At 60.1% G+C, this 13,160-nt stretch carries 14 protein-coding genes; 4 read left to right on the top strand and 10 right to left on the bottom strand.

What is annotated here, in order from left to right; genetic code table 11:
• Positions 1 to 9 precede the first annotated feature (9 nt).
• A complete protein-coding gene (locus H8F24_RS13825) occupies positions 10 to 1,083 on the bottom strand; it encodes a sugar transferase (RefSeq protein WP_197170003.1) in 1,074 nt (357 codons plus the stop codon).
• 107 nt (positions 1,084 to 1,190) lie between these two features.
• Here H8F24_RS13825 and H8F24_RS13820 point away from each other — a divergent pair, with 107 nt between their 5' ends.
• Together H8F24_RS13820 and H8F24_RS13815 are read left to right on the top strand one after the other, a co-directional pair.
• Positions 1,191 to 2,432: a WcaI family glycosyltransferase gene (locus tag H8F24_RS13820; protein ID WP_197170002.1), complete on the top strand. Its 1,242-nt coding sequence runs from the start codon at positions 1,191 to 1,193 to the stop codon at positions 2,430 to 2,432.
• Positions 2,429 to 2,941 (top strand): NUDIX domain-containing protein, encoded by a 513-nt coding sequence (locus tag H8F24_RS13815; RefSeq protein WP_197170001.1) that lies wholly within the window; start codon positions 2,429 to 2,431, stop codon positions 2,939 to 2,941. The genes H8F24_RS13820 and H8F24_RS13815 overlap by 4 nt, the downstream gene beginning before the upstream one ends.
• Positions 2,942 to 3,301: 360 nt before the next feature.
• Here H8F24_RS13815 and H8F24_RS13810 read toward each other — a convergent pair whose 3' ends face one another.
• The 4 genes from H8F24_RS13810 to H8F24_RS13795 all read right to left on the bottom strand — a co-directional run bounded on the left by H8F24_RS13810 (position 3,302) and on the right by H8F24_RS13795 (position 5,234).
• On the bottom strand, positions 3,302 to 3,952 hold the full coding sequence (locus H8F24_RS13810) for a YdcF family protein (RefSeq protein ID WP_231597840.1): 651 nt from the start codon (positions 3,950 to 3,952) through the stop codon (positions 3,302 to 3,304).
• A 207-nt stretch (positions 3,953 to 4,159) separates the two neighbouring features.
• Positions 4,160 to 4,477 carry a hypothetical protein gene (locus H8F24_RS13805; RefSeq protein WP_197169999.1) on the bottom strand — a complete coding sequence of 106 codons (318 nt, stop codon included), beginning with the start codon at positions 4,475 to 4,477 and terminating at the stop codon, positions 4,160 to 4,162.
• Between the two features lie 241 nt (positions 4,478 to 4,718).
• The gene (locus H8F24_RS13800) at positions 4,719 to 4,985 is read right to left on the bottom strand and encodes a hypothetical protein (RefSeq protein WP_197169998.1); all 267 of its coding nucleotides are present in this window, start codon (positions 4,983 to 4,985) and stop codon (positions 4,719 to 4,721) included.
• Positions 4,986 to 5,000: 15 nt separating this feature from the next.
• Complete coding sequence (locus H8F24_RS13795; RefSeq protein ID WP_231598295.1) at positions 5,001 to 5,234, bottom strand: hypothetical protein; 234 nt, start codon at positions 5,232 to 5,234, stop codon at positions 5,001 to 5,003.
• A gap of 126 nt (positions 5,235 to 5,360) precedes the next feature.
• Between H8F24_RS13795 and H8F24_RS13790 the strand changes: the two genes are divergently transcribed.
• A complete protein-coding gene (locus H8F24_RS13790; protein WP_197169997.1) occupies positions 5,361 to 5,978 on the top strand; it encodes an ISAs1 family transposase in 618 nt (205 codons plus the stop codon).
• Positions 5,979 to 6,103: 125 nt separating this feature from the next.
• On the top strand, positions 6,104 to 7,642 hold the full coding sequence (locus H8F24_RS13785) for an IS66 family transposase (RefSeq protein WP_197169996.1): 1,539 nt from the start codon (positions 6,104 to 6,106) through the stop codon (positions 7,640 to 7,642).
• Positions 7,643 to 7,826: 184 nt separating this feature from the next.
• On the opposite strand, the gene H8F24_RS13780 is transcribed toward H8F24_RS13785, so the two are convergent.
• From H8F24_RS13780 to H8F24_RS13760, 5 genes are read right to left on the bottom strand one after another with little or no spacing between them, the layout of a single operon-like run.
• Positions 7,827 to 8,354, bottom strand: coding sequence for an HAD-IIIA family hydrolase (locus H8F24_RS13780; protein WP_197169995.1), 528 nt, complete (start codon positions 8,352 to 8,354; stop codon positions 7,827 to 7,829).
• 11 nt (positions 8,355 to 8,365) lie between these two features.
• Positions 8,366 to 9,352: an ADP-glyceromanno-heptose 6-epimerase gene (rfaD, locus tag H8F24_RS13775; protein ID WP_197169994.1), complete on the bottom strand. Its 987-nt coding sequence runs from the start codon at positions 9,350 to 9,352 to the stop codon at positions 8,366 to 8,368.
• Positions 9,349 to 10,827, bottom strand: coding sequence for a D-glycero-beta-D-manno-heptose 1-phosphate adenylyltransferase (gene rfaE2 / locus H8F24_RS13770; protein ID WP_197169993.1), 1,479 nt, complete (start codon positions 10,825 to 10,827; stop codon positions 9,349 to 9,351). Before rfaE2 ends, rfaD begins: the two co-directional genes overlap by 4 nt.
• Positions 10,828 to 10,834: 7 nt before the next feature.
• Positions 10,835 to 11,968, bottom strand: coding sequence for an AGE family epimerase/isomerase (locus H8F24_RS13765; RefSeq protein WP_197169992.1), 1,134 nt, complete (start codon positions 11,966 to 11,968; stop codon positions 10,835 to 10,837).
• Positions 11,969 to 11,980: 12 nt separating this feature from the next.
• Positions 11,981 to 12,994, bottom strand: coding sequence for a glycosyltransferase family 9 protein (locus H8F24_RS13760; protein ID WP_197169991.1), 1,014 nt, complete (start codon positions 12,992 to 12,994; stop codon positions 11,981 to 11,983).
• Positions 12,995 to 13,160: the final 166 nt, after the last annotated feature.

Here is a 13,160-nt window from a genome sequence, read left to right as displayed (position 1 = left end):
GTCATGTCCTCAAGCCCCCGGATGTACGGATGAGAGGGGTGACATCTTTCCTGAAACCGGGGGATCACCGGCTTCCATCACCCGCATCGTGCGGAATTTGTAGATGCGGAAGCGTTTACCGTCGAGGCCATAGCGGTCCTGCACAAACAGGATCGGTCCAGGACTGCTGAGGGCAACAGCGATGGCGATCGCCAGCAGCAACGGGCTGATCAGCACCACACCGGTGCTGGTGAGGGCGAGATCGAACGATCGCTTGAGATGGCGATCGATCAGCGAAGCTTCGCTGCCCCAGAGATCAATGCAGGGGAGATGCCCCAAGCGGTCGACCCGGAAGTGCATGTTGCTCTGTGCCCAATCCGGGGCGTAGACCACCGGCAGGCAGGTGTCGCCAAAAAGGGCCAGCAGCTGCCCCATGGTGAAGCCATCGCGGGTGACATGGCTGAACACGATTCGATCCACGCTGTGGCTTTCAAGCCAACGACGCATCTCCGCAACCCCGCCGCCGCAGCTGGGGAACTGGGGTGGCTGCTGATCGGGTGAGACCGGGATTGGACTGAACCAGGCCACCATGCGCAGGCCCATCCAGGGAGCAGCCCGCAGCTCGGCCTGGAAGGCGGCAGCGGCAGCGGGCATTCCCCAGTAGAGGATCGTGCGGCTGTTGCCACCGCGTTGGCGGTGGCAACGCAGCAGTTGCCTCAACCCCACGTGGTTGAGCAGTAACAGCAGCCAACAGCTCAGGGCCCAGAGGCTGGTTTCAATCCGAGAGAAGCTGGCAGTGGTTTTGGTGAGATAGGTGAGCAGCAGCAGGGCAGTGAGCACGAGCAGCCAGCGGCTGCTCACCCGCCGCGCCAGGGTGAACAGGCTGGCCTGCCGGTAACTGGCGTACACGCCTCCTGAGGAGAGCATCAAGGCTGTGAACGCCATGATCCACAGCCAGGTGGGCAGCACGAGGGGATCGATCTCCCGCCGGTGATCCAGAAGGACGAAGAGCCCAGCCGCTAGAACTGGATCCAGCACACGCTGAACGCGGGCCAGATCATTGCCATGCAGGCGTAGCAACCCCCCGAAGGTGGCAGAACTCATCGATCAGTTCGGATGATTGAAGATGGTGGAAACACCACGGGTGAGGCCGTCACCAAGGCCATGCCCCATCGCAGACTTGGGCGCAGGATAATCCCCGCCCAAGGGCCATGAAGGTGCTGCTGTACGGCCTGAACTACGCCCCCGAACCGGTGGGCATTGGCAAATACAGCGGCGAGCTGGCGGAGTGGTTGGCCGCTCGGGGCCACCAGGTGCGGGTGATCACTGCACCGCCCTACTTCCCGCAGTGGCAGGCGCGCGGCAATGGCTACCGGCGAGAGTGGCGCTCTGGTGTCGCGATTCAGCGCTGTCCGCTGTGGGTGCCGCTGCGGCCGAGCGGGCTCACCCGCCTGTTGCACCTGGCGAGCTTTGCCCTCAGCAGCCTGCCGGTGCTGCTGGCGCAGGCGCGCTGGCGGCCGGATGTGGTGTTCACGGTGGCGCCAGCCTTTTTCTGCGCACCAGGGGCCCGATTGCTGGCGGCGCTGTGCGGCCGCGGCACGGCCAGCTGGCTGCACATTCAAGACTTTGAACTTGACGCAGCCTTTGAACTGGGGCTGCTCAAGGGCCGGCTGCTGCGCCGGCTGGCGGAGGGGTGGGAGCGGCGCACGCTGCGGGGCTTTGCGCGGGTGAGCACGATCAGCGGCGCCATGGTGCAGCACGCCATTGCCAAGGGGGTGGCGCAAGAGCGGGCGCTGCTGCTGCCCAACTGGGTGGACCTGCAGGCGATTCAGCCCGAGGCGGAGAGTGCACGGGCCAGCAATCCCTATCGGCGCGAGCTGGGCATCGGGCCGGAGCAGCGGGTGCTGCTCTATTCGGGCTCGATGAACAAGAAGCAGGGGCTGGAGCTGCTGGTGCAGGTGATCCAGCAGCTGGCGGATGTGCCGGATCTGGTGTGGCTGCTGGCGGGCGAGGGGCCGAGCAAGGCCGAGCTGGCGGCGGCTACGGCCGGGATGACCCAGGTTCGGCTGCTGCCGCTGCAGCCGCCCGAACGGCTGAACCATTGGCTCAACCTGGCGGACGTGCACCTGCTGCCGCAGCGGGCCGGGGCGGCGGATCTGGTGCTCCCCTCGAAGCTGCTGGGGATCCTGGCGAGTGGGCGGCCCGTGGTGGCCAGCTCACCGGCCAGCAGTGAGCTGGGGCAGATCGCTGCGCAGGCGGGGCTGCGGGTGGAGCCGGAGGATGCCTCCGCGTTTGCGGCGGCTGTGCGCCAGCTGGTTTCTGATCTGGAGCTACGCCGCCAACGGGGCCGGGGGGGCCGGGCGCTGGTGGAGCAGTGCTACGGCCGCGACGCCGTGTTGGGCGCGCTGGAGGGGCAGCTGCTTGGCATCGCTGGGGGCGCGAAGCAGCCATGAAGGCTGCTCTGAAGGGGCTGATCAGGTGGTTGAGGCTCTATCCGCTGGCGGCCTGGCTCTACGAGCTGTGGCGGCGGGTGGCCCGCCCCCACACCCACGGAGCCTTGGTGGCGCTGTGGCATGGGGGCAGGCTGCTGTTGGTGCAGGCCAGCTACCGGCGCAGCCTGTCGCTGCCGGGGGGAGGAATCGGCCGTGGCGAACCCGCAGGGCAGGCAGCGGTGCGCGAACTGGCCGAGGAACTGGAACTGCGCGTGCAGCCGGACGATCTGGGCGCAGCTTGGGGGGTGAGCGAGCTCAGCAAAGGGGGCCGCAACACGGTGTGGATCTTCCCGCTGGTGCTGCACGAGCAGCCAGTCCTGCGGCCCGACGGCCTGGAGATCGTGGCGTGCCACTGGCTCAGCCGGGAGCAGGCCCTTGAGCGCCAGTTGCCCACCCATCTGCGCGCTTACCTCGCAACGGCCATGCAACCCTGCAGCCGATCGACGAGGACGAGGGAAGACCTCAGGTGAAGTCGCCGCACTCGCTCTCAACGCCGGGATCCCCTTGGAGCCGCGGCTAGCAATGCCGAATCTGCCGATTGATCGCACCATTCGATCCTTGGAGGCCAACCAAGGCAAGCGATCGAATGTCCTGGTCATGGAGATGCCAGCCTCAACCGAGCCTGGCCTCTGGGAGACGATTGCTGATGCAATCACTGTGGCCTTTCATCGGAAGGATTGACAGGCAACAGCGAGATTAGGCCGGCCCTTTGGGCCAGTTCGGCGTCTACGAGGGCGATCGAGGCAGCTGCGCAGCGGAAGGAGCGCGGGCCTAACGGCATTTCTGGCGCGGATTCAGCGGTGGAAATGGGCTGCATCGCTCAGCTTCTCTCACATCCGTCCCTGCAGCCGGTAGAGGAGGGTGGCGGCGGTTTCGCGCAGAGCGAGGCGATTACGTTCAACGGGGGCGAGGGGAGGCTCTGCAGCGAGGGGCTGCACCTGGATGCCCTGGCGCTGAAAGGCGTTGGCGGCCCGGGGGAGTTGCCAGGGGTCTGTGATCAGCAGCACTGGAGCGCCGGGGTGGCGTTGGCGCAACCAGGCGGCGGTGAGGGTGGCGTTCTCCCAGGTGGTGCGGGCGCATGCGTCGCCCGCGACGCGGGCGGGGGCGACCCCGAGGGCGACCAGTCGATCGGCGGTGGCACGCTCGTCGCCGGATACGTAAGCCGCCAACGCCTGACCCCGCCGAAGGCGATCTGCGGCGGCTTCGGTGGTGGCGGCGGCGATGGCGGGTCCGCGTCCCACCAGCACCACCACCGGCAGGGCACCGGGATCGCCGCCGGGCGGCGAAGAGACCGGGGCTGGCAGCTGGGCCATGAGCCATCCGCTGAGCAGGGCGGTGGCGGCGGGGCTGTAGAGGGCGCTGAGGACCAGGGGGGTGAGCAGCGCCGCAGCTGGCAGCACTGGCCGCGGCAGCTGGAGCAACCAGGCGAGGACGGCCGCCAGAGCGGCTGCCGCGGGCAGAAGCAGAACGGGCGTCTGCACCCACCCGAGCACCAGTTCACGCAGCTCAATCCACGCCAGCGGAGCCGATGGACACGCCTGCCACGAGAAGGAAGCAGCAGGAGCGATGGCGACGCTTTCAGGGGGCATCACCGTATTCGGGCAATGGGAAGAGCGACGAGGGCGAGGAATCGCCGGTGGAGGACAGAGGGTTCTAGCTGGAAGCGCGCGAGCCTGTATTCGATCGCTTCAAGCTGGTCGCTCTCGCTCCTCAGCTGTTTCTTTCGCTGCTCGTCGTCGGGATCCCGAGGCCAGTTGAGCGTCGACAACCACAAGCGGCATCGAGGCAGCGATGAACCAGACGCCCCATTGCTGCGGGAGCGGGAAGGCGGCTCCGGAGGGGAGGGCGATGTGGTCATCGGAGGTGAGCAGGGCGATCAGGGCGATCACGGTGCCGGCGATGGCCTGGTTCGCTCCTTGGCGATCGAGGCAGCAGCTGCGGCTGCCGGACGAAATCGGTGTTGCCGGTAAGCCTGGCGCAGATTCAGCCGGGGAATCGAGCTGCACTACAGACTAAGCGCAACTTATACCATAGTACGCCTGTACCGAATCCGATAGGGGTCGGCGGCGGGTTTGTGGGGTGCGTACAGACGCGCGGCGCAGAGCAGCCGGGCGGGGGACATCCCTCTGCGGCAGTGTGCAGGTAACGCGCCATCCACCACACCACATATGGTGTCCTCGGAGTCGCCAGGAAGGACACTCTCCGGGGACCACACCTACCAGCGGCCGGCGCACACGAGCCGGCTGTTCAGAGGCTCACCCGTCCCACCCGCACGGGTGCCGCGGTGCGGCAGCGCTGCTGCACGAAGGGGAGGTCACGGATCCAGAGCTGGTTGTGGCCGGAGCCGGACTGGGTGGCGGTGCTGAGGGGCTGGAGCTGGCGGCTGAAGGGGTCGTAGGCGTAGCGGGAGAAGCCGGCGTCGGCCATGACGGCCTGCAGGGCGGGGGTGTCGGCCTCCAGCAGCACGGCTTTGAGTTCCGGGTTGTGCAGGGCGTGGGTGGCGCCCTGGAGCACCTGGGGCTCGAAGCCCTACACGTCCACCTTCCAGAGCAGCGGGGCGGGGGTGCTGGTGAGCAGATGGTCGACCGTGGTGACGGGCACCTCCACCGTGGCTTCCAACGTGTTTTTTGCGGTGGCGAGCGAAGAGCCTGTGACCACACGGTTCATCGGGCCCCGATCGGCGGTGAAGCGCAGGCTGCCCGGCTCGGCGCCGACGGCCAGGCAATGGCTGGCGACCAGCGCGTGGAGGTTGTTGAGGCGCAGGTTGCGCTGGAGGCTGGCGTAGGTGGCCGGGATGGGCTCCAGGGCAGGACTGATTCAAAGTCTGTCCCAGGCTCTCTTGCCGGGGCTGTCAGCATGGGTTGAGGTCGGCGTAATCGCCTCCTCTTTGTGCTTGAAAGCGCTTCCGCCGCAACCGATCTCGACCTGATCAGCTATCTGAGGTCGATCCCCGATGCGCGGATGCGGCGCGGGGTTCGGTTTTCATCCTGGTATCTGCTGCTGGTGGCCGTGCTCGGGATCCTGAGCGGCTGCCAGAGCTTGCGGGATCTGGAGCGGTTTGCCATCCGCCACCACGCCGCGCTCACCGAGGCGCTGGGCGTGGAGCTGAGGCGGCCACCATCGGATTCCTCGTTCCGCTACTTCTTCCAGCAAGTCGACGTGCCAGCCCTGTGCGGCGCGATCCGTGACTGGACAATCGCCCAGATCCCTGGTGGCGCAGCCGATCTCGACCAGCTGGTGTGTGACGGCAAGACCTTGAGGGGTTCGATCGATCCCACGGCTGGCGGGGGCTCCGCGTTCATTGCCCAGGTCACGCTGTACTCCGCCGCTCTGGGCGTGGCGATCAGCCAGGCTTGCTACGCCACCGGCGAAAACCACGAGCGGGCGGTGCTGCGCCAACTGCTCGGCGAGCTGGATCTCGAGGGCGTGCTCATCCAGGCTGACGCGCTCCATACCCAGCGTCCGTTTTTCGGCAGCTCCAGGAGCAGGGGGCCGACTTCCTCCTGACCGTGAAGGGCAACCAGAAGTCGTATCCATTCAGGGGTCGGGAAAGCTCACCGCGAACTTCAGCTCTGCTGAACTCTTGACTGCAGCTTGATTCCCGGTTGCATCTCAGGCAGAGACCGCCTGTGATGAGCGCCCCTCCTGCCGGGATTCCAGAAGCGGATTGGCTGGCAACACCAGCCAGCATCAGATCGCTGATCCTCGCTCAGCAGCAGGAGATTCAGGCTCTCAGGCAGGAGAACGACGAGCTCCGCAGCCAACTCACCGCCCTGGCGAGCGAGCTGGCCCAGCTGCGGGAGCGGATCGGCCGCAGCTCCCGCAACTCCTCCAAACCGCCCTCCAGTGACGGCCCTGGGTTCAAGCCGCCGGAGCGACGCAAGGGCAGTGGCCGCAAACGCGGTGGCCAGCTGGGCCATCCCGGCTCGGGCCCTGAGCTGCTGCCGTTTGAGCGGGTTGATGAGGTGGTGGAACACCACCCGGATGCCTGCCGCCGTTGCGGCACGTTGCTGGCGGGAGAGGATCCAGATCCGTTGCGCCATCAGGTGATTGAGATCCCGCCGATCACGCCGCTGGTGATCGAGCATCGGTTGCATCGCCTGGTCTGCCCCTGCTGCTCCACCAGCATCTGCGCAACGCTGCCTGCTGATGTGGAGGCCAGTCCCTACGGCCCCCGGCTCAGTGCCCTGGTGGGTCTGCTGGGCAGCGTCTTTCCGTTGAGTTTCAGCAAGACCCAGGCGCTGCTCGATCAGCTGCTGGGGGTGGAAATCAGCCGTGGAGCGATTGCAAAGGTCCGCGAGCGTCTGAGCGCCGTGTTGGCGGAACCGATGGCTCAGGCGCTGGAGGCTGCCCGTCAGCAGCCGGTGGCCTACGTGGATGAAACCGGCGCCCCCACCGGCAACGCCGATGGGAACAATCCCAGTGGAAAACGGGGCTGGCAGTGGGTCATGGTCACCGCCGCAGTGACGGTGTTCCTCCAAGGCCTGAGCCGATCCACAGCCGCCGCCATCGAGCTGCTGGGGAGCACCTTTGGCGGGATTGTGGTGAGCGATCGCTTCTCGGCCTACAACCACCTGCCCATTCAGCAACGCCAGCTGTGCTGGGCGCACCTGATCCGCGACCTCACCGCCATCGCTGAACGCCCCGGCGCCAGTGCTGAATTTGGAGCGGAGCTGCTCGGCCTGCAGCAACAGCTGTTTTACCACGGGCACCGCTACAAGCACGGAACGATCGACTGGCACGGCTTGCAGCAAAGCTGCCGGCCGATCCGACAGGCCTTTGAAGCGAGGCTGCAGCAAGTGGTGGAACTGGGCTACCAGCGGGGCGAGCGAACGCCATGGGCCAAAACAGTGCGCACCGCTCAGCAGATCCTGCAGCTGGCCGATGGCCTTTGGACCTTCCTGGAGACCCCTGGATTCGAGCCGACCAACAATGCCGCCGAGCGTGCCCTGCGCCAGTCGGTGATTCAGCGCAAGATCAGCCATGGCGTCCAATCCCGCCAGGGTGCGATCTGCCGCAGCCGCCTGCTCACCGTCACCACCACCCTCAGGCAACAGGGCCGCGATGTCTGGCAGTTCCTGGAGCAGGCCTGGATTGCCCATCACCGCGGTGGTGTGATGCCGTCACTGCTGCCCGATCCTGAATCAGCAGCACAGAGCACTGCTTGTTGATCGCTCAGTGATGAGCTTTCAGGGATGGAGTGCGACGGGGCGTCCTGCTCCCTGAACGCATACAAAGAACCTCACCTTTTGCAATACCGAATCTCGCGAGAGGTTTATCAATGGCGCGGTCAGTGTCCGAGGTACATTGAGAAAGAATTGGACGCCACACTAAGTGGATTAACTGAAGAGATTATCAAATGAACTGATCTGCCATGTCATCCAATGAATGCACAATAGGAATGCCGTGTTGCTGAGCCCATTCGATATGCTTACCGCCATACCCGGTGGTGATTAAAGCCGACGCCATGCCAAGAGACAAGCCAGCCTGAACATCTGAAGGCTTGTCACCAACCATCAAAGATCGTTCCCAATCAACTGGATGGAGTTTGGCTGCTTCTTCAAAAAGCCCTCGGCCAGGCTTACGGCAATTGCATCCCTGGTCAGGCCGATGAGAACAATGATGCCACGATGAAATCGACACTCTTTGCTGAGCCAATAGCTGACGAACTCGGCAATTTACAGCAATAACATCTTCCTCAGTAATCAGGCCCCGACCAACTCCTGACTGATTGGAAACGACAACCAAACGGTATCCGATAGCAGCAAATCGCAGCAGACCATCAACAGCTCCATTCTCCAAAACAACCAAGTCGGGATCGCGTAAATAATTCTCCTCACGGATCAAAGTGCCGTCTCGATCAAGGAACAGATGTGGGTCCATAAACAAAACTGCTAACGATAAAGATCGTCTGTGTTGAGATAGTTGACGACATAATCGGCGACACCCGATTCAATACTATGGAAGGGAACCATGTACCCCGTGGAGCGAAGCTTAATTACCTCTGCCTGGGTGAAATACTGATAACGATCCCGCAGGTGCTCGGGCATTGGAGCGAAGTCAAAGCTAATGGGGACTTGAAGGGCAGTGGCAATCGATGTAAGCAGATCACGAAAACTCCGGGCTTCTCCGGTACCAACATTAAAAAGGCCTGAAACAGCTGGATTCTCAAGAAGCCACTTCATAAACATAGTACAATCCTTTACATAAACGAAATCGCGGCTTTGAGCTCCGTCAGCCATCCCTGGCCGATGAGACTGAAAAAGACGGATTGGCTTGCAATCACGAACATCAGCGAAAAACTTGGCAACCACACTCTGCATATCTCCCTTGTGATACTCGTTCGGGCCGTACACATTAAAAAACTTCAAGCCACACCACTGGGGAGGGGCTGGCATCCCATCAGCAACCCGCTGCATGAGAATCCGGTCCGTGGCATGCTTGCTCCAGCCATAGGCATTGAGTGGACGAAGCTGAGCAAGGGCAACAGGATCTTGATCATCAATCAAACCTGTTTCCAGCGCTCCGTACGTGGCGGCGGAGGAAGCGTAAATGAATGGGATTTGGTAGTCAGCACAGAGGTCCCAAAGATCAATCGTAAGGCGAATATTATCAGCAATCAGGCGATCAACATTACGCTCAGTAGTGGCAGAGATTGCACCCATGTGTACTATAGCTCGAATCCGGGAGGCCGACTCACGGATAAATGGAAACAACTGAACAGGACTAATAAAGTCGGCGACAAAATGCTTGGCAACATTCATCCATTTGTTGCCGCAAGACCAATAATCACAAGCAACCAGATAAGATCCCCCTGCTTCACTCAGCTCGGCAACCATGTTTGAGCCAATAAATCCAGCAGCTCCAGTGATGATGATCATGATGTTTTTCTCCGTGCTTTTGCAATCATACGCGTAGAACTTTTACCTGACTCAATGGGGGCGAGCACAACATCGCCACCATAGCCAAGCACGAGTGAGGAGCCGACAACCGTTTCAATTGTATAGTCAGCGCCCTTTATCAGCACATCAGGGCGAATCAATTCGATTAAAGTAAGCGGGGTGTCATCGTCAAAAATCACCGTAGCATCCACCATTCCGAATGCCCCAAGCACGGCAGCTCGATCATCCTCAGAATTGATTGGACGCTCGTCTCCTTTGCCGAGACGACGTACTGAAGCATCACTATTAATGCCAACAATCAAGACATCGCACTGGTCACGAGCAAAGCGCAACAACGACACATGACCTGGATGTACTAGATCAAACACACCATTTGTGAAGCCTATACGTTTTCCCTCGGCTCGGCACGTAGCAACATAAGCTAGCAGTTGAGAAGCCTTTAACAAAAGGGGATCGCCTGGGCGAGGCCGACAAGCTGAAAGGCTCATCAGACGGTTAATTAACTCGCCCGGTGCCACGGTTGCAGTGTCGGGCTTGGCTACAACAAGGCCAGCGGCAACATTGGCTGTACTAGCCGCCTCGCCATAGCTTCCACCTGCAGCAAGCACACACGCCAAGGTGGCAATCACTGTATCGCCAGCACCCACCACATCGAAAACCTCGAGTGCACCACTGGCTAGGTGCAACGGCGGGGCATCGTCAAGAACCAGACTCATGCCGTGAGCGCCCCGAGTAATGAGCACTGCGGAAACGCCGCTTTCATTGAGCAGGCGGAGGCCAGCACGTTCAGCATCCTCAGTGGTATGAATAGGGAATCCAGTCGCTCGTTCGGCCTCAACGGTGTTTGGTGTGAGAAGGGAGGCACCCGCGTAGCTATTGAAATCAGGGCTCTTAGGATCAACCACAACAGGTATACGAAAACGACGCGCCATAGCAATTACCTGCTGCAGCAAATCCGGACAGAGAAGTCCCTTGGCGTAGTCGGAAAGAATCAAGACGTCGTGTCCAGGTAACAAGGGCTCAAGCAGGCTGAGGACACGCTGGATCTCTACATTACCGATGGGGTCGTTAGTCTCGTTGTCAAGGCGCATCAGATGTTGGCCCGCCGCCGTGAACCTCACCTTGTGGCATGTGGGCCGCTCACTGAAAACCAAATTGCAACTGATCCGGGCATCGCTCTGCAGCAAATCATGGAGAATTGAGCTAGCCTCATCGTGGCCAGCGAGGCCCACCAGGCTGCAATGGCCACCAAGGGAAGTGATATTCCTGGCCACATTGGCAGCGCCACCAGGAATGTGAACCACTTGCCCAGGTCTGAAGACAGGCACTGGCCGCTCAGGTGAGATACGCTCCACGCTGCCGTGATTGAAAGTATCGAGGATTAGATCACCGAGGCATAGCACGCGAGCATCGCGGAACTGCTGCACTAGGGGAACTAGGGCCTTGTAATCCATCTCGTCGTCAACGGCAGGCAATGGGAACAAACAGCTCTTCAATAGCACAGGCGATGTGGTAGCCACTGCTGGCCTTCACTGGGAGCTCCAGAAAGCGTCCAGATGAATCCATCTCATCAAACCACAAGCCAGGCCGGGGCCCTGATAAGAAGTGCAGAAGAGATTCAAGAGCTTGATCGCGATAGCGACAGGCAGTTTCTAGCCCCTTGATCTGAGTCTGATGGTGCCAGGCCTTGAGGCGTTCAGTCTGCTGCCATAGACGAGCTGTAGTGTTAGAAGGAAGAAGTTGATCATTGATGCACTCGATCACCACATTGCGTTGCTTGTCCACACCAAAGACTTCAGCTTGGTGGCAAAGGCGCTGGGCTGCTGCAGCGATCGTGGAATCTCCACTGAAGGACGCCCATTGAGCAAGCAACCAACTCCACTCAAATTGATGGCCGGGTTCAATTCGAAGAAAGCCATCTTGACGTATCGGACGCCAACTCAGGTCGAAATGTTCGGGAAGAGCACCGAATTGCGGCTGTATCATATGCTCTACAGCAAGCTGAGCAAGGGCTGCTGCGCGGTGGCACCAGAAATCATCGCCATTATCCTGAAGATTGCTCCAGCAAAGGAAAGCTTCGAACAAATGCATGTGTGGATTAGCGCACTGCACATCAGGTGTAACGTCATCATGGTATCCACCATGGGGATTGAGCCTAAGGCGATTCACGATGCGACGAGCCAACGCCTCCGGCTCAAGAGAATCAGGGCGCCTATGCGCCTGCCTTGCAAGAGCAACCAGGACGAAAGCTACGTCATAAAGATGTTGGCGACTGTCGATCAGATCACCATTGGCAGTGCAGCTGGCCCGCACGTGGCCCTCGGGGCTCACAAGATAACGACTGAGAAACTGGAAGCCATGATCGATCAGCTCATCGGCTGCACCCTGCCAACCCAAAGCTTCACCAACGGTAAACCAGTAAATCTGCCGAGCCACTAGGCGAGTACGTCTCGGCTCATTTGTTGGATTCAGGCTGGGATAGAGTTTCTCAAAGAAGCCGCCACTCTGTCGATCCACCCCATAACAGCTCCAGAGGGGCAGTGCCTGAACTAGAAACCAGCCATGTAACGAAGTGAACGAAGGCGTGCCAATCATCGAGTTCTAATTCTAGCTCAAAGCAATAAGTGCCAGTGCCTGTTTAAGCACCTGATCCACGCTGATACCATCCATACCCTTCATTTGATGGATCACCCGGACATGCGATCCGAGCGGGTGCCATAGCTTTGGCTTATTATAAGATCCAAACAAACCAAGAGCAGGAGCACCAACGCATTGAGCCAAATGTAGCGGCCCTGAATCATGACCAACGAATAAATGCGCGTGAGCCAACAGGGCAGCCACCTCCCTCGGGCTAGGGCCTCCACAGAGATTCACGCCACCATCACCCCAGTATTGAAGCAAGGTTTCAGCACGAAGATGATCATCATCTGCGCCCACAATGGCCAAGCCATTCAAACCTGAACGTTCCCTGAACTTTTGAAGAAATAGTGCCCAGCGTTCCAGCCCCCAATCCTTGGATGGTTCTTTCCCTCCTGTATTGATAACAAGAAAAGGAGATGGCAAGGTTGCTGCCAATTGAGCTCCTACTCGTTGCTCGACATCAGTTAGGCGAAGATCCCAGAAAGATTGGTCAGAGAGATTAACTGGCCCTATCGAAGCAAAACAACGAGCCAGGCGCGAAGCCTCAGACTCAAGCTGTTTTGTAATAGGATCAACTCGCGGCAACCGCTGATCTTCATTAGTGGGCACACATAGAAGATTCCGGAAACCAGCCAGACGGAAAAACATAGACTCCCTTCTTATCATCCTTTGAGTGGGCTCACTTCGCATATAAATCAATGTCGACGTCTTTAAGGCTCTGAGTTGCATTAGAAGGCGAGAAGCGGCTATAGGATTGCGAAGACCAATTGAATAATTAACAACCCTGTTTACAAACCCACTTTCAGTGCCAAGTACCGTTACCATAGGCGCAGCCTTCGATGAAACGGGGTAATTTGTAAGCAATGTAATCTTTGACGACGGAAAAGCTTGGCGAATGGCATGAAAACAAGGAAGGGCTGCAACCGTATCGCCCATGCTGCCTATGCGAAATACAACGAGATGTTTAGGGAGTGAATTCATATCTTGGTAACATGAGTTACATTAAACCTAACATTAGCCAGAGGGCTGGATGCGGTCCCCCGCGCTTATCAGCGATAATCGGCAATGACAGGATTCATAGGACGCCAAAAACAGAACAGCCCGTATCCCCCGCCGTCAGGAAAGTTGTCGCCCGTGCTTTTGACCA

This window comes from Synechococcus sp. CBW1002 (genome assembly GCF_015840915.1).
Classification (GTDB): Bacteria; Cyanobacteriota; Cyanobacteriia; order PCC-6307; family Cyanobiaceae; genus CBW1002.
Note: the sequence above shows the minus strand (reverse complement) of the source record. Positions and strands in the feature narration are given on the sequence as shown.

Bases quoted from the DNA above. Each gene is read 5' to 3' on its own strand.
- H8F24_RS13825 (WP_197170003.1), bottom strand. From the start codon at position 1,083: ATGAGTTCTGCCACCTTCGGGGGGTTGCTACGCCTGCATGGCAATGAT.
- H8F24_RS13820 (WP_197170002.1), top strand. From the start codon at position 1,191: ATGAAGGTGCTGCTGTACGGCCTGAACTACGCCCCCGAACCGGTGGGC.
- H8F24_RS13815 (WP_197170001.1), top strand. From the start codon at position 2,429: ATGAAGGCTGCTCTGAAGGGGCTGATCAGGTGGTTGAGGCTCTATCCG.
- H8F24_RS13785 (WP_197169996.1), top strand. From the start codon at position 6,104: ATGAGCGCCCCTCCTGCCGGGATTCCAGAAGCGGATTGGCTGGCAACA.
- H8F24_RS13780 (WP_197169995.1), bottom strand. From the start codon at position 8,354: ATGGACCCACATCTGTTCCTTGATCGAGACGGCACTTTGATCCGTGAG.
- rfaD (WP_197169994.1), bottom strand. From the start codon at position 9,352: ATGATCATCATCACTGGAGCTGCTGGATTTATTGGCTCAAACATGGTT.
- rfaE2 (WP_197169993.1), bottom strand. From the start codon at position 10,827: ATGGATTACAAGGCCCTAGTTCCCCTAGTGCAGCAGTTCCGCGATGCT.
- H8F24_RS13765 (WP_197169992.1), bottom strand. From the start codon at position 11,968: ATGATTGGCACGCCTTCGTTCACTTCGTTACATGGCTGGTTTCTAGTT.
- H8F24_RS13760 (WP_197169991.1), bottom strand. From the start codon at position 12,994: ATGAATTCACTCCCTAAACATCTCGTTGTATTTCGCATAGGCAGCATG.